Below are 13,857 nucleotides of genomic sequence, written 5' to 3'. Positions count from 1 at the left end.
ATGCGCTTCCGGCACCGGGACGGTACGACCGTCCACCTCGCCTACTGCACCAACGTCCACCCCGCCGAAGCGCTCGACGGCGTCCTCGCGCAGCTGCGCGACCACTGCGAGCCCGTGCGCCGCCGCCTCGGCCGGGACCGCCTGGGCATCGGCCTGTGGCTCGCCCGCGACGCCGCCCGCACCCTGGACACCGACCCCGCCACGCTGCGCACCCTCCGCCGCGAACTGGACCGGCGAGGCCTGGAGGTCGTCACACTCAACGGGTTCCCGTACGAGGGCTTCGGCGCCGACGAGGTCAAGTACCGTGTGTACAAGCCTGATTGGGCCGACAAGGAGCGGCTGGAGTACACCACCGCCCTGGCCCGGATCCTGGCCGCGCTGCTGCCCGACGACGTCACCGAGGGCAGCGTGTCCACCCTGCCGCTCGGCTGGCGCACCGCCTGGGACGCCGAGCGCGGCCGTGCCGGGCAGCGGGCCCTGCTGACCCTCGCCGAGCGCCTGGACGCGCTGGCGGAGCTGACCGGCCGCTCCATCCGGGTCGGTCTGGAGCCGGAGCCCGGCTGCACGGTGGAGACCACCGCCGATGCCCTCGCCCCGCTCGGGGCCCTGCGCCACCCGCGCATCGGCGTCTGCGTCGACACCTGCCACCTCGCCACCTCCTTCGAGGAACCGCGGGCGGCCCTGGCCGCGCTCGCCGACGCCAGGATCCCCATCGTCAAGTCCCAGCTTTCGGCCGCCGTGCACGCCGCACACCCCGGCCGGCCGGAGGTCCGGGCGGCCCTCGCCGCCTTCGCCGAACCCCGCTTCCTGCACCAGACCCGCACGCTCACCGCGACCGGCCTGCATGGCATCGACGACCTGCCCGAGGCCCTCGACACGGACGCACTGCCCACCGCCGCCCCGTGGCGCGCCCACTTCCACGTCCCGCTGCACGCGGCCCCCGCCGCGCCCCTCACCTCCACACTCCCGGTTCTGCGCACGGCCCTCACCCGGCTCGTCGGCGGCCGGACCCCGCTCACCCGCCACCTGGAGGTCGAGACCTACACCTGGCAGGCCCTGCCCCCCGACCTGCGGCCGCGCGGCCGGGACCGGCTCGCCGACGGCATCGCCGCCGAACTCGCCCTGGCCCGCGACCTGTTGACCGACCTCGGACTGAAGGAGCTGCCATGACCGGGCGCGTACGACCCACCCCGCTGCTCGTCCTCGACGTGGTCGGCCTCACCCCACGGCTCCTGGACCACATGCCCCACCTGAAGTCCCTTGCCGCAGCAGGATCCCAGGCCCACCTCGGCACCGTCCTGCCCGCCGTCACCTGCGCCGCCCAGTCCACCTTCCTCACCGGCACCCTGCCCGCCGAGCACGGCATCGTCGGGAACGGCTGGTACTTCCGCGAACTCGGCGACGTCCTGCTGTGGCGCCAGCACAACGGCCTGGTCGCCGGGGACAAGCTGTGGGACGCCGCCCGCCGCGCCCACCCCGGGTACACGGTCGCCAACATCTGCTGGTGGTACGCCATGGGCGCCGACACCGACATCACCGTCACCCCGCGCCCCGTCTACTACGCCGACGGCCGCAAGGAACCCGACTGCTACACCCGGCCGCCCGCCCTGCACGACGAACTCACCGAGAAATTCGGCACGTTCCCGCTGTTCCGTTTCTGGGGCCCGGGCGCCGACCTCGTCTCCAGCCAGTGGATCATCGACGCCACCCGCCACATCCTCCGCACCCGCCAACCTGACCTGGCCCTCTGTTATCTCCCGCACCTCGACTACGACTTGCAGCGTTACGGCCCCGACGACCCCCGCTCGCTGCAGGCGGCAGCCGACCTCGACGCGGCCATGGCCCCGCTGCTGGACGAAGCCCGCGCGGAGGGCCGTACGGTCGTCGCGCTGTCCGAGTACGGCATCACCCGCGTGAGCCGGCCCGTCGACATCAACCGCGCCCTGCGCCGCGCCGGTCTGCTGGAGGTGCACACGCAGGACGGCATGGAGTACCTGGATCCGATGGCCTCGCGCGCCTTCGCCGTCGCCGACCACCAGATCGCCCACGTCTATGTCCGCCGCCCCGAGGACCTCGCCGCCACCCGGGCGGCACTCGACGGACTGCCCGGCATCGAGCAACTCCTCGACGACGAGGGCAAGAAGGCCCAGCATCTGGACCATCCGCGCTCCGGCGAACTCGTCGCGGTCGCGGAATCGGACGCCTGGTTCACGTACTACTACTGGCTCGACGACGCCCGCGCGCCCGACTTCGCGCAGCTGGTCGAGATCCACCGCAAACCCGGCTACGACCCGGTCGAACTCTTCATGGACCCACTCGACCCCTACGTGAAGGTCAAGGCCGCCACCGCGCTCGCCCGCAAGAAGCTCGGGCTGCGCTACCGCATGGCGGTCGTCCCCCTCGACCCCACCCCGATCCGCGGCAGCCACGGCCGCCTGCCCACGAGCGACGAGGACGGTCCGCTGCTGCTGTGCTCCACTTCCCGCGCCGTCGGCGACCGCATCGCGGCCACCGACGTGAAGGCACTCCTGCTCCACCTCGCCGGGCTCGACACCGACAACCCGTCCGAAGGAAGGCACCCGTGAACGCCACGCATGGCAACGACGACCAGCTCCGCCGTAGCCTCGGCATCGGTCGCCGCGGCTTCCTGAGCACGTGCACCGCCGTCGCGGCCGGCGCGATCGCCGCGCCCGTCCTCGGCGCGGGCCCCGTCCAGGCAGCACCGCAGTCAGCGGCGCAGACCGGGAGCACCGGCCGAGGTCAGGTCCTCGTCCCCGAGGACAGGCGCGGCATCATCCTCTACACGGTCCGCGACGCCATCGGCCGCGACCCGCTCTCCACCACCCTCCCGTCCGGCTTCCGCGCCGTCTTCGAGCAGCTCGCGCGCTTCGGCTACCGCCAGGTCGAGTTCGCCGGCTACGGCCAGCACGCCAACGCCCCCGGCGGCGCGAGCCTGGAGTCCGTCGAGGGCGCCAAGCTGCTGCGCGGCTGGCTGGACGACAATGGGCTGCGCGCCCAGGGCAACCACGGCTTCATCCCCGGCTCCTGGCCCCTGACCAGCACGGACCTGGACACCTTCAAGAAGCACCTGGAGATCGCGAACATCCTCGGCATGGCCCACATGGGCACCGGTGGCGACCCCACCAGCAGCTCCTACAAGGCCGACTGGGACGTGGCCGCCGACAAATGGCACGCCCTCGGCCGGATCGCGCGCGGCGCCGGCCTCAAGGTGTACACCCACAACCACGACGCGGCGTACGGCTTCCTGCTCGACGGTGGCCCGCTCGACGCACAGGGCCAGCCGACCCGCAGCTCCGGCATCCGCAAGCTGGAGTACTTCCTGTCGATCACCGACCCCGAGCTGGTGTGGCTGGAGATGGACATCTTCTGGGCGCACGTGGCCCAGTACAAGTTCCGTACCTACACCGCTCACGACGGCTCCACACAGACGAACGTCTTCGACCCGGCCGGCCTGGTGAGCCGCCACAACAAGCGATACCCGCTGTTCCACGCCAAGGACGGCGTCGTCAACACCACCAACGGGATGGGCTACGACATGGTCCCGTTCGGCACGGGCGTCATCGACTACACGACGTTCTTCTCACGCGTCGGCCACCGCAACCAGCACAACCCGATGGTCGAGCAGGACAACGCGCCGAGCACCACCAACCCCGCCCAGTCACTGGAACACGCGGCGATCGGCTACCGCAATCTCGCGGCCCTGCGCGGCTAGACAGTACGCGTGGGGCTGAACGGAGTCGTCGCGCCGCGCGACCCGTACCCGGCGCGAGCGCCGGCGCGGACTCGGTCAAGGGCCGACCGCACGGAGAACGGCGGCTGCCATGCCGCGCTCGCCGCGTGCGTTGGGGTGGACGGCGGCTGCCGGGCTGCTCGGTCTGAGGGGTTCGATCCAGCGGGTGGCCGCCGTGGAGCAGGTGTCGTGGCCGACGGACGGGGTGAACGTGTCGACATAGGTCGCCCTGGCGGCTTCGGCGCGTTCCCTGAGCATGGTGTTGAGCTGCCGTTCCGTCTCGCGAAGGAAGGTCAGGTCGCCGGGCGCGAGGGGCATGTCCGAACCGCAGCCGGTGCCCTTTGCGGGCAGGATCGCAGGGTAACCGACGAGGTAGACGCGGGCCTTGGGCGCCCGGTGCTTGACGTCGTCCAGGGCGCGGGCGAGATGGTCACCCGCGGTGCGGATCTTCCGGGCGACTTCGGCGGCGTCGCCGGGGGCGTATCGCTCCTTGCAGGGTGCCTGGCCGTTGATGTCAGTGACTTCGGCCGCCGCTTTGTAGAGCGCGCCGGTGGTGACGCACTTGGCCACCATGATGCTGAAGCCGATGTCGTTTGCGCCGATCCCTAGGGTGACCAGGGCGGTCGCGGCCGTCAGCGCCGAGAACTGCGCGGGGTTGGTGCCGTCGTTCGTGGACTGGGGCGTGCTGAGGTTGCCGATCGTGGCGGCGCTACAGCTGACGTCGCGGTAGTCGGCCGCCCCGATGCCCAGTTGCTTCGCCACGAGTGCGGGGTAGTTGTGGGAGGAGCGTTCGCAGCCGGCCGGCTTTCCCGTCTGGTCGGGAATCCGGGGGCCGGAGGTGAAGGAGTCACCGAGCGCGACGTAGGACGCCTTGGTCGGACGCCCGCCCTCGCCGCCCCCGTCGGTCAGGTTCGGTCCGATGCCGACGGCCGTGACCAGTACGCCGCATGCCAGGGCCCGGGCCAGACCGGTTCGTGCCAACGGTCCCATGGTGGTGTCCTGTCTCCGTCGACCGGCCCCCACGCATGGCGCGTACGGCTCGTACGGCTCGTATGCGAGGGGTGGGGGGTGCCTCATGCGGGTCGTACGAGTCCGGTGTCGTGGGCGACGATCACGGCCTGGACCTGGTCATGAGCAGTGCGATCCGGGTCACCTGCTCCGGACGGGTGGCGTACCCCAGAATATCGCGTGGGCGTCCGCGCCGAGACTTGAGCCGTGCCCGTCCGGGCCCGTGCGGATGGCGTACGTCGTCAGGCCAGGCGCCGGGCGCCGGGTCCCGGGCGTGCGGTGACGTCCTTCGGAGTCAGGGCGGCATGGTCGTCGGTGCACTCGACGACCACCCGCACCGGTGCCCCGCACTCGGTGTGCCGCAGGTCCAGCACGGGACCCTGGGGATCGGGGGCGTATGTCTCGCCCCACTGGCGCAGGGCGACGAGGACGGGCCAGAGGTCCCACCCCTTGCGGGTCAGCCGGTACTCGTTGCGGGAGCGGCTGCCCGGCTCCCGGTAGGGAACGGCGCTGAGGATGCCGGCCGCGGTCAGCTTCCTGAGCCGGTCGCTCAGGACCGCTTCCGACAGACCGATGTGGCGCCGGAAGTCGTCGAACCGTCGTACGCCGTTGGCGGCGTCGCGCACGATCAGCAGTGTCCACTTCTCCCCGACCACGTCGAGCGTCCGCTGGACGGTGCAGTTCTCGGTACTGACCTCAAGCCACTCCATCCAGCCATGGTAGAGGTCTGACTTCGGCATTGACAGTCAGCTGACCGGACAGCTAGCTTCGATCGACGAAGTCAGCTGGGAGGCGCCGAAGACATGGGACGTACACGGACGTACGAATGGGAAGACCCCGCGGTCACGGCGGCCGCCGTCGGACGTACCTCCGGCCTGGACTTCCTGCGTGAGATGCAGACCGGCCGGCTTCCCGGGCCGCCCATCCTGGCCACCGTGGACTTCACGCTGGACGAGGCGGACGAGGGCCGGGTGGTCTTCTCCCTGCTGCCGGGCGAGGAGCACTACAACCCGATCGGCAGCGTGCACGGCGGCGTCTACGCCACCCTCCTCGACTCGGCGGCGGGCTGCGCCGTCCACTCGACGCTTCCGCCGGGCATGGGCTACACCTCGCTCGACCTGACGGTGAAGTTCCTGAGGCGGATCACGGTGGACACGGGCCGGGTGCGGGCCATCGGCACGGTGGTGAACCGGGGCCGTCAGACCGCGCTCGCCGAGGCCAGGCTGGTCGACGCGAAGGACCGCCTGCTGGCCCACGCCACCAGCAGCTGCATGCTGCTCCCGGTGCCTGCCGCGGAGGCCGGCGACACCCCTTAGGGCGTGCGGCCTTCGAGCCTTAGGGCGTGCGGCCTTCGAGCCCGGGTTCAGCGGGATCGCCAGAGCCGGGCGATCCCGGCCACCAATGACGACGCCTCCACGGTCGCCGTCGTACCGGCTGCCACGCACCAACTCGTCACGGGCCGCAGCACGGACTCGCCGGCGTGCGCGAGCGCGGACACCGGTGTCCCCACCCAACGGCTCAGATCGCCCGGCAACTTGGGGTCGAGTTCGATGGTCACCCTGACGTAACGGGTGTGCAGGTGGGTGACTTTGGCGGGTCGGGATGCGGCTGGGTAGGGTCCGCGCTGCAGCGCGGCTCGGTAGGTGTCCTTGCGCTGGTTCACGCCTTGTCCTGACGCTTGATGAGCTCGTCCGCGAGTTCCATGTAGGCCGAGCCCTTGACCTGGATCGGGCTGCCGAACGACTGGGCGTACAGGTCGAGCCGCGGAATGTGGGTGGACAACACGTCGAAGCCACGCTCGGTGAGTGCCTCGCGGGCGTCGGCGTCGGGACCGGTGCGGGTGGCGTCCGGACGGTTGGTGCGGTTCAGCAGGACGGCGGCGCGGGCCGGCTGGGCGCGCAAGGACTGCATGTCGCCCATCTCGCCGCCGATGGGTGCCATGCGATCCAGCTCGATGGGGGCCGGGGTCACCGGCACGATCCACTCACTCGCGTACCTCATGATGCTCCGGGTGATGTGGGCGTGGTCCTCCATCTGCGGGGCGTCGAACACCACGGCCTGCCGGTTGCCGAGGAAGTCGTTCACGCGCCGGTGCACATCACCCACCGGAAGGGCGATCACCGGAAACGGAAACCCGCCCGCCAATTCGCTCCAGCGCAGCGCGGACGAGGCCGGGTCACTGTCCACCAGCAGTGGTGGCATGCCCGACTCGTGCAGTGCGTGGGCCAGCCAGACCGCGCTGGTCGTCTTTCCCACACCCGGTTTCAGGTTCACAAAGGCATAGCTGAACAACACAAGGGTGGACGCTAACGGCCACGGGCGGCGGGCCGCTGTCGGCGCGAGGCACCGCGACGCCCCGTTCACCCTGGGGCGCCGGTGACTCAGTCGAATGGACTACCGGTCAGCGGCAGCCGTCGGACACGCGGCCCCCGGTCACCTGGGCCGCGGCCGGTGAGCCGCCAGTTGCTTGCGCATCTCGGCGTAGGTTTCGGGGTCGATCTCGCCGGCGGCGAAGCGGTGGTCGAGGACATCCTCCGGTGTCTCCCTCGGTGCCGGCCACCGGTCCGTGTCGTCCCGGCGGGACGTGGGGTGCTGGGTGAGGCGGGCAACCGCCCACACCACCAGCCCGATCAGTGCGATCCACAGCAGCGGCATGAAGGCCATCCAGGCCCAGCCACTACCGCCGTCCCAGTACATCACTGCAGGTCACCTCCTTCGGGAGGCTTCTTCTGAGTTCTACTGTGCGGCCACCCCGGGGACACTGCCAAGGGCCGTTCGGCCCCGCCCCGGACCACTCGGCACCCCTGCGCCCGCCGGGGGCCGGATCAGTGCGTGCCGGGCCGGTGTTCGCTGATCCAGCGGGCGGCGAGCAGCCCGGAACCCGCGGTGAGGACAGCGGCGGCGATGACGGTCGCGTTGAGCCCGAAGGCGTCCGCGAGGAGGCCGGCCACCAGGGCGCCGACGGCGTAGCCGATGTCGCGCCAGAAGCGGTAGGTCCCGAGTGCGTTGGCACGCCAGGCGGGGTGGGCATGGTCGGAGACCGCGGCGATCAGGGCCGGGTAGACCATGGCGGTGCCCAGACCGAGGGCGGCGGCGGACAGGACACCGGCCAGCAGTGGCCGGTCGAGCAGTGCCAGGGCGAGGACGAATCCGCCGGCCTGGACGAGCATGCCCGTGACGATGAGGGGCTTGCGGCCGATGCGGTCGGCGAGGTGGCCGGTGGGGATCTGGCCGATGCCCCACAGGATGGGGTAGAGGCCCTTGATCAGACCGATGGCGGCGAAGCCGAGGCCGTGTTCGGTGAAGAGCAGCGGGAAGACGCCCCAGGTCAGACCGTCGTTCAGATTGTTGACCAGGCCGGCCTGGCTGGCGCCGCGCAGGGAGCGGTTGCGCCAGGAGGTGCGGGCGAAGACGGCGGCCAGTGTGGTGTCCTCACCGGTCGGCAGGGGCTTGGCGTGCTGGGCGAGTTCGAGGGCGACGTGCGCGGCGGTGTCACGGACGATCACGGACAGACCGAGCCCGGCGGCGACGAAGACGACGCCGATGAGTTCGGGGGCGGGGCGCAGGCCATAGGCGGTGGCGAGGTAGCCGGTGAGCAGTGCGGTGACCCCGACGGCGGTGTAGCCGGCGGCCTCGTTGGCGCCGGTGGCCAGTCCGCGCCGTGCGGGACCGACGAGGTCGATCTTCATGTTGACGGTCATCGACCAGGTCAGACCCTGGTTGATGCCGAGCAGGACGTTCGCGGCGACGATCCAGCCCCAGGACGGCGCCCAGGCGAGCGCGAAGGGCACGGGCACACCGATCAGCCAGCCGGTAACCAGGAGCTGTTTGCGGCGGAAGCGGGCGGTCAGCGCCCCGGCGGCGAGGTTGGTCAGCGCCTTGGTGACACCGAAGGCGATGATGAAGGAGAAGACGGCCAGGTCGCTGGTCAGATGGAAGACTTCGGCGCCGATCAGCGGGACCGTGGTGCGTTCCAGGCCGACCAGGCCGCCGACGCAGACGTTGACGACGACGAGCAGGGTGAACTGCGGCCAGTTCTCCCGCAGGCCCAGCCGGATCGGCGGGTCGGGAGTGGTCGTGGGGGCCGGGTGGTGGGAGGTGCTCACGACTGAACGCCCTCCTTGCCCTCGGTGAGCCGCTGACCATGGGCGGCGGCGTAGTCGGCGGGCCCGCCGTCGAGGACCGCCACGTCAAAGTGGCCCGCGCGTTCCAGCAGACTTGCGGCGGTCATGGCCCGCTCGCCGTGGCCGCAGGCCACGACCGCGCCCTCGGGGGCGTCGACGGCGCGGGCGCAGAGGCTCGCGAGCTCGATGTGCACGGCGCCCGGGACATGCCCGGCCGAGAACTCGGAGCTCTGACGGACATCGACATAGGGCCGGTCCGCGGTGCGGTCGGCCGTGATGAACGCGGTGGTGGCCTGCGGGTTGCCGGCCGCGAGCCAGGCCCGCATGCCCCCGGCAAGGCGTCCGGACAACCTCTCGTAGCCGATCTTGTACGCCTGCCAGACGACCTCGGCCGGCTCCTGTTCCTCGGCGGTGACGAACGCGAGCGGGACGGCCTCGGGCAGCAGCCAGCCCAGCCAGGTGGCGAACTGGTCGCGCAGCGGGATCGAGAGCGCACCGGGGATGTGTCCGGCGGCGAAGTCCGCGGCCGGCCGGACGTCGACCACCTGACCGCCCTGCGCGAGCAGGTCGGCCACCTGCCCGGCGGTCAGGTCGGGCAGCGCCGGAGTGCCGGTCAGGATGCCCGGGCCCTTGCGGTTGGCCTCGGCGAGCCGGTCGAAGTACGCCGGGTAGCTGCCCAGACCGCTCAGCAGCCGTCGTACGAAGGTGTCCTCGTCCGGGGCGGTCAGGAGCGGGTTGCTCCGCTTCTGCGCGCCGATGGTGGAGGTGCGCTCGTTGCCCGGCGGCGCCGAGCAGAAGGAGCCGGCTCCGTGGGTGGGCCACACCCGGGTCGCGTCCGGCAGTGCGGCCAGCCGCCGCAGTGAGCGGTACTGGGCGCGGGCCAGTTCCTCGGTGCGGTCGGCTCCGAGGAGGTCGGTGCGGGCGGCGGAGTCCACGATCATCGAGCCGCCGGTGAACACCCCCAGTTCGTGGTCACCGTCCAGCAGCAGGAACGACAGGTGCTCGTCGGTGTGGCCGGGCGTGGCCAGGGCGCGCAGGGTCAGGCCGCCGAGGTCCGTCTCGTCGCCGTCGCCCAGCGGCGTGTGGGGGAAGACCCGCCGGCCGGCGGCGGACGCCAGCACGCGCGCGCCGTCGTCGTGGGCCAGCTGGACCGCGCCGGAGAGGAAGTCCGCGTGCAGATGCGTGTCGGCCGCGAACGCGACGGTCAGGCCGCGCCGGTCCGCGGCCCTCCGCAGGGCGCGCAGGTCACGGGCGGCGTCCACGGCCAGGGCGCGCCCGTCTCCGAGGTCGACGAGGTAGGCGCTGTTGCCGAGTCCGGCGTCGACCAGGGGTATGAGGTGGTCGTCGGCAAACCCCATCAGGTCCTCCACGGTTCGGATGCGAGGCGGCGTGTGGTCACAGCACCCTCTTTCATCTACACTATTCCATGGATTTATGGAGGATGCCATGGCGGGAAGCAACCCGACCGGTACGAAGGCGCAGCTGTACGACGCGTTCGCAGCCAGCGGCAAGGCGCTGGCCAGCGGAAAGCGCCTGGAACTGCTAGACCTGCTCGCCCAGGGCGAGCGCACGGTCGACGCTCTCGCCAAGGCGGCGGGACTTAATCTGACGACGGCCTCGGCACATCTGCAGACGCTCAAGCAGGCCGGGTTCGTCGCCACCCGCCGCGAGGGCGTCCGCATCCACTACCGGCTCGCGGGCGACGACGTCGCCCAGCTGTTCGCGCTGCTGCGCAAGGTCGCCGAACGCCACCAGGCCACCGTGTCCGGCGCCCGGGACGCCTACCTCGGCGAGGACGGCGCGGCCGAGGTCACCCACGAAGAGCTGCGCGCCCGCGCGGCCGCCGGAGACGTACTGGTGCTCGACGTGCGGCCGATGGAGGAGTACCGGGCCGGACACATCCCCGGCGCACGCTCCATCCCGGTCGACGAACTGGCCGACCGGATCAACGAGCTGCCCGAGGACACCGACATCGTCGTGTACTGCCGGGGCGAGTACTGCGTACTCGCCTACGACGCGGTACGGCTGCTGACCGACCACGGACGGCGGGCGATCCGCCTGAACGACGGCATGCTGGAGTGGCGTCTGGCCGAACTGCCCGTCGAGGCGACGGACTTGGCATGACGAGTACGCAATCGGCCGGCCCCTCCTCCATATCGGATGTCGTTCCAGCCCAGCGGCGCATCCTGCGCGTGCTGGTCGCCACTCAGATGCTCAGCGGTGCCGGGCTCGCCGCCGGTGTCACCGTCGGTGCCCTGCTGGCGCAGGACATGCTCGGGACCACCAGCCTTGCCGGGCTGCCCAGTGCCCTGTTCACCGCCGGGTCCGCGCTCGCCGCCGTCGCCGTCGGCCGTATCTCCCAGGCCCGCGGCCGCCGCCCCGGCCTGGCCACCGGATACCTCACCGGAGCCATCGGCAGCGCCGGCGTCATCACCGCCGCCGTCCTCGACAACTCCGCTCTGCTGTTCCTCGCCCTGTTCGTCTACGGCGCCGGCACCGCCACCAACCTCCAGGCCCGCTACGCCGGAGCGGACCTCGCCGACCCCGCCCACCGCGCCCGTGCCGTCTCCACCGTCCTGGTCGCGACCACGCTCGGGGGCGTCGTCGGCCCCAACCTCGCCTCACCCACCGGCGACCTCGCACACGTCCTCGGCATTCCCCGCCTGGCCGGACCCTTCCTGCTGGCAGGCGCCGCCTATGCGCTGGCAGCCCTCGTCCTGGCCGTTTGGCTGCGCCCCGACCCCCTCCTGCTCGCCCGCACCCTCGACCGGCAACGGGCCACGGCGACCGACAGGACACAGCGAGCCGCGTCGACGGCCGAACGGCGCCGCCCCGGAGTCGTACTGGGCGCACTGATCATGGTCCTGAGCCAGGTGGTGATGGTCGCGATCATGACGATGACGCCCGTCCATATGCACGACCACGGACACGGCACCGCCGCCTCCGGACTCGTCATCGCCATCCACGTCGGTGCGATGTACCTCCCCTCACCGCTCACCGGACGGCTCGTCGACCGCCATGGCCGCATCCCGGTCGCCGCCGGATCCGGCATCACGCTCCTCGCCGCCGGCATCCTTGCCGCCGCCGCGCCCGGGGACTCCGTCGCGCTGCTGGCCCTCGCGCTTGCCCTGCTCGGAATCGGCTGGAACCTCGGACTGATCTCCGGCACCGCGATCATCACCGACGCCGTGCCCCTCGCCGCCCGCGCCAGGACGCAGGGCCTGGTCGATGTCTCGATCGCCATCGCCGGCACCACCGGCGGCCTCGCCTCCGGCATCGTCGTCGACGCCGCGAGCTACCCGGTCCTCGCCCTCACCGGCGGCATCCTCGCCCTGGCCGTCCTGCCCGCCATCGCCGCCTCCGCGAGCAGCCGATGACCCTCCACCCCGCCCCCGCACCCGACCTCACCGTCGACGGCACCGGCCTGCTCTGCGTCACCCTGCTGCTCAAGCTCCGCGCCGCCATCGACGGCGCACCGCCCGGCACCGTCGTACACGTCATCGCCACCGACCCGGCCGCCCCCCTCGACCTGCCCGCCTGGTGCCATATGACCGGCCACGACTACCTCGGCCCCGTCCCGGGCGACCACCCGGTGTACGCCCTCCGGCTGGCCGCCGGCGCACGCCTCACCCGCCCCGACGCCCCCTGGCACACAGCTGGCCACTGACCTGCGCCGAGCCGCGCGATGCCGGCCGACAGCACCCCGCGGGCGGCCCTGCCCGGGACGGTGCAATCTGGAAGATGTGGATGTCCGGCAAGGCATGGCCGGCCTGCGGCAGCCGTGGCAGTCGAGTCATGCGCTGCTGCTGATCCCGATCGCCCTCATCCTGGTGATCACGATGGTGGACCAGCTGGTCCCGGCCGACATCCATCTCGGCCCGCTCCTGGTCATCGCCCCCGCGATCACCGTTTCCTTCGCGGGTCCCTGGGTGACCGGGCTCATCGGGTTCCTGGCCGTGACGGCGCAGGCGTACATCGGCTGGCACTTCGGCGTGCTGTTCTCACGCAACGTCCTGGTGCAGATCCTCGCCCTGGCGGTGCTGTCGGCGCTGACGGTGTTCTACTGCGTCGTACGTGAGCGACGACTGCGCCAACTGGCACAGGTGCGCGCCGTCGCCGAGGCCGCGCAGCACGTCCTGCTGTGGCCGCTGCCCGAGCGGATCGGTCCGCTGACGATCGCCTGCCTGTACCTGGCCGCCGAGGACGAGGCCCAGATCGGCGGTGATCTGTACGCCGCGACCGCGACCGACACCGGCGTACGGGTCGTGATCGGCGACGTACGGGGCAAGGGCCTGTCCGCCATCGGCGAGGCCGCCCTCATCATCGGGGCCTTCCGTGAGGCCGCCCACGAGCACACCTCGCTGCCCGAACTGGCCGCCGCGCTGGAACGCAGCGTGGCCCGGAACCTGCCCGACCTCGTGCCCGAGGAGGAGACGGGGGAGCGGTTCGCCACCGTGCTGCTGGTGGAGATGCCGGACGAGGACCGTCTCACGCGGATCCTCAGCTGCGGCCACCCCCCGCCCCTGCTGCTGAGCCCCGCCGGAACCGTCACCGTTCCGGTGCACCCGGCGCCCCCGCTGGGCATCGGCGCGCCGACACCCACCGAGTACACCCTCGACGTGTTCTCCTTCGAGCCCGAGGACACCCTCCTGCTGTACACCGACGGTGTCATCGAGGCCCGCGATCCCGACGGCGTCTTCTACCCGCTCGCGGAACGGGCCGCGCAGTGGGCCGGCAGCGCTCCCGAAGAGCTCCTGCACCATGTCCGCCGTGACCTCCTCGACCACGTCGGCGGACGCCTGGAGGACGACGCCGCGATCATCGCGCTCTGCCGCACGCCCGAGACCCACCGCCACCGACGGGGCACCCACATGGGCAGGTCCGCTCACGGCGCCGGAAATGCCGTGCCCCTCCAGACGCGTACGCTGCCGGATTGAGGCGTCAACCGGCAACGCGCGTTGGTCACTTGGAGAC

Annotated in this window: 15 protein-coding genes; 8 read left to right on the top strand and 7 right to left on the bottom strand. The window is 71.6% G+C overall.

All coding sequences use genetic code 11. The features are described from left to right. Genes eboE through AB0I54_RS22250 form a run of 3 tightly spaced genes read left to right on the top strand, consistent with a single transcriptional unit; the run spans position 1 to position 3,733 of the window. Positions 1-1,170 (top strand): metabolite traffic protein EboE, encoded by a 1,170-nt coding sequence (eboE, locus tag AB0I54_RS22260; protein ID WP_363297813.1) that lies wholly within the window; start codon positions 1-3, stop codon positions 1,168-1,170. Further along, on the top strand, positions 1,167-2,585 hold the full coding sequence (locus AB0I54_RS22255) for a nucleotide pyrophosphatase/phosphodiesterase family protein (protein WP_363297812.1): 1,419 nt from the start codon (positions 1,167-1,169) through the stop codon (positions 2,583-2,585). Before eboE ends, AB0I54_RS22255 begins: the two co-directional genes overlap by 4 nt. Continuing rightward, positions 2,582-3,733 (top strand): TIM barrel protein, encoded by a 1,152-nt coding sequence (locus tag AB0I54_RS22250; RefSeq protein WP_363297811.1) that lies wholly within the window; start codon positions 2,582-2,584, stop codon positions 3,731-3,733. Before AB0I54_RS22255 ends, AB0I54_RS22250 begins: the two co-directional genes overlap by 4 nt. A gap of 75 nt (positions 3,734-3,808) precedes the next feature. Here AB0I54_RS22250 and AB0I54_RS22245 read toward each other — a convergent pair whose 3' ends face one another. Beyond that, complete coding sequence (locus tag AB0I54_RS22245; RefSeq protein ID WP_363297810.1) at positions 3,809-4,741, bottom strand: SGNH/GDSL hydrolase family protein; 933 nt, start codon at positions 4,739-4,741, stop codon at positions 3,809-3,811. 260 nt (positions 4,742-5,001) lie between these two features. After that, complete coding sequence (locus AB0I54_RS22240) at positions 5,002-5,469, bottom strand: helix-turn-helix domain-containing protein (RefSeq protein ID WP_363297809.1); 468 nt, start codon at positions 5,467-5,469, stop codon at positions 5,002-5,004. A 93-nt stretch (positions 5,470-5,562) separates the two neighbouring features. Between AB0I54_RS22240 and AB0I54_RS22235 the strand changes: the two genes are divergently transcribed. After that, on the top strand, positions 5,563-6,075 hold the full coding sequence (locus AB0I54_RS22235) for a PaaI family thioesterase (RefSeq protein ID WP_363297808.1): 513 nt from the start codon (positions 5,563-5,565) through the stop codon (positions 6,073-6,075). A 47-nt stretch (positions 6,076-6,122) separates the two neighbouring features. On the opposite strand, the gene AB0I54_RS22230 is transcribed toward AB0I54_RS22235, so the two are convergent. The 5 genes from AB0I54_RS22230 to AB0I54_RS22210 form a co-directional block, all read right to left on the bottom strand. Continuing rightward, positions 6,123-6,422 carry a hypothetical protein gene (locus AB0I54_RS22230; RefSeq protein ID WP_363297807.1) on the bottom strand — a complete coding sequence of 100 codons (300 nt, stop codon included), beginning with the start codon at positions 6,420-6,422 and terminating at the stop codon, positions 6,123-6,125. Next, on the bottom strand, positions 6,419-7,033 hold the full coding sequence (locus tag AB0I54_RS22225) for a ParA family protein (protein ID WP_363297806.1): 615 nt from the start codon (positions 7,031-7,033) through the stop codon (positions 6,419-6,421). The genes AB0I54_RS22230 and AB0I54_RS22225 overlap by 4 nt, the downstream gene beginning before the upstream one ends. Positions 7,034-7,192: 159 nt before the next feature. Next, on the bottom strand, positions 7,193-7,456 hold the full coding sequence (locus tag AB0I54_RS22220; RefSeq protein WP_363297971.1) for a hypothetical protein: 264 nt from the start codon (positions 7,454-7,456) through the stop codon (positions 7,193-7,195). 128 nt (positions 7,457-7,584) lie between these two features. Further along, the gene (locus tag AB0I54_RS22215; protein WP_363297805.1) at positions 7,585-8,865 is read right to left on the bottom strand and encodes an MFS transporter; all 1,281 of its coding nucleotides are present in this window, start codon (positions 8,863-8,865) and stop codon (positions 7,585-7,587) included. After that, positions 8,862-10,241 (bottom strand): MBL fold metallo-hydrolase, encoded by a 1,380-nt coding sequence (locus AB0I54_RS22210; protein ID WP_363297804.1) that lies wholly within the window; start codon positions 10,239-10,241, stop codon positions 8,862-8,864. The genes AB0I54_RS22215 and AB0I54_RS22210 overlap by 4 nt, the downstream gene beginning before the upstream one ends. Positions 10,242-10,329: 88 nt before the next feature. Between AB0I54_RS22210 and AB0I54_RS22205 the strand changes: the two genes are divergently transcribed. The 4 genes from AB0I54_RS22205 to AB0I54_RS22190 all read left to right on the top strand — a co-directional run bounded on the left by AB0I54_RS22205 (position 10,330) and on the right by AB0I54_RS22190 (position 13,820). Further along, positions 10,330-11,007 carry a metalloregulator ArsR/SmtB family transcription factor gene (locus AB0I54_RS22205; protein ID WP_363297803.1) on the top strand — a complete coding sequence of 226 codons (678 nt, stop codon included), beginning with the start codon at positions 10,330-10,332 and terminating at the stop codon, positions 11,005-11,007. Further along, positions 11,004-12,260 (top strand): MFS transporter, encoded by a 1,257-nt coding sequence (locus AB0I54_RS22200; RefSeq protein WP_363297802.1) that lies wholly within the window; start codon positions 11,004-11,006, stop codon positions 12,258-12,260. The genes AB0I54_RS22205 and AB0I54_RS22200 overlap by 4 nt, the downstream gene beginning before the upstream one ends. Beyond that, positions 12,257-12,550 carry a sulfurtransferase TusA family protein gene (locus tag AB0I54_RS22195; RefSeq protein ID WP_363297801.1) on the top strand — a complete coding sequence of 98 codons (294 nt, stop codon included), beginning with the start codon at positions 12,257-12,259 and terminating at the stop codon, positions 12,548-12,550. Before AB0I54_RS22200 ends, AB0I54_RS22195 begins: the two co-directional genes overlap by 4 nt. 94 nt (positions 12,551-12,644) lie before the next feature. Then, complete coding sequence (locus AB0I54_RS22190; RefSeq protein ID WP_363297970.1) at positions 12,645-13,820, top strand: PP2C family protein-serine/threonine phosphatase; 1,176 nt, start codon at positions 12,645-12,647, stop codon at positions 13,818-13,820. Positions 13,821-13,857 lie beyond the last annotated feature (37 nt).

Source organism: Streptomyces sp. NPDC050625 (genome assembly GCF_040654755.1).
GTDB lineage: Bacteria > Actinomycetota > Actinomycetes > Streptomycetales > Streptomycetaceae > Streptomyces.
This window is presented reverse-complemented; position numbering and strand designations above follow the sequence as displayed.

What these genes read in the sequence shown, in the direction of transcription:
- eboE (WP_363297813.1), top strand. Translation starts at nt 1, where the DNA reads ATGCGCTTCCGGCACCGGGACGGTACGACCGTCCACCTCGCCTACTGC.
- AB0I54_RS22255 (WP_363297812.1), top strand. Translation starts at nt 1,167, where the DNA reads ATGACCGGGCGCGTACGACCCACCCCGCTGCTCGTCCTCGACGTGGTC.
- AB0I54_RS22245 (WP_363297810.1), bottom strand. Translation starts at nt 4,741, where the DNA reads ATGGGACCGTTGGCACGAACCGGTCTGGCCCGGGCCCTGGCATGCGGC.
- AB0I54_RS22240 (WP_363297809.1), bottom strand. Translation starts at nt 5,469, where the DNA reads ATGGAGTGGCTTGAGGTCAGTACCGAGAACTGCACCGTCCAGCGGACG.
- AB0I54_RS22235 (WP_363297808.1), top strand. Translation starts at nt 5,563, where the DNA reads ATGGGACGTACACGGACGTACGAATGGGAAGACCCCGCGGTCACGGCG.
- AB0I54_RS22220 (WP_363297971.1), bottom strand. Translation starts at nt 7,456, where the DNA reads ATGTACTGGGACGGCGGTAGTGGCTGGGCCTGGATGGCCTTCATGCCG.
- AB0I54_RS22210 (WP_363297804.1), bottom strand. Translation starts at nt 10,241, where the DNA reads ATGGGGTTTGCCGACGACCACCTCATACCCCTGGTCGACGCCGGACTC.
- AB0I54_RS22205 (WP_363297803.1), top strand. Translation starts at nt 10,330, where the DNA reads ATGGCGGGAAGCAACCCGACCGGTACGAAGGCGCAGCTGTACGACGCG.
- AB0I54_RS22200 (WP_363297802.1), top strand. Translation starts at nt 11,004, where the DNA reads ATGACGAGTACGCAATCGGCCGGCCCCTCCTCCATATCGGATGTCGTT.
- AB0I54_RS22195 (WP_363297801.1), top strand. Translation starts at nt 12,257, where the DNA reads ATGACCCTCCACCCCGCCCCCGCACCCGACCTCACCGTCGACGGCACC.
- AB0I54_RS22190 (WP_363297970.1), top strand. Translation starts at nt 12,645, where the DNA reads ATGGCCGGCCTGCGGCAGCCGTGGCAGTCGAGTCATGCGCTGCTGCTG.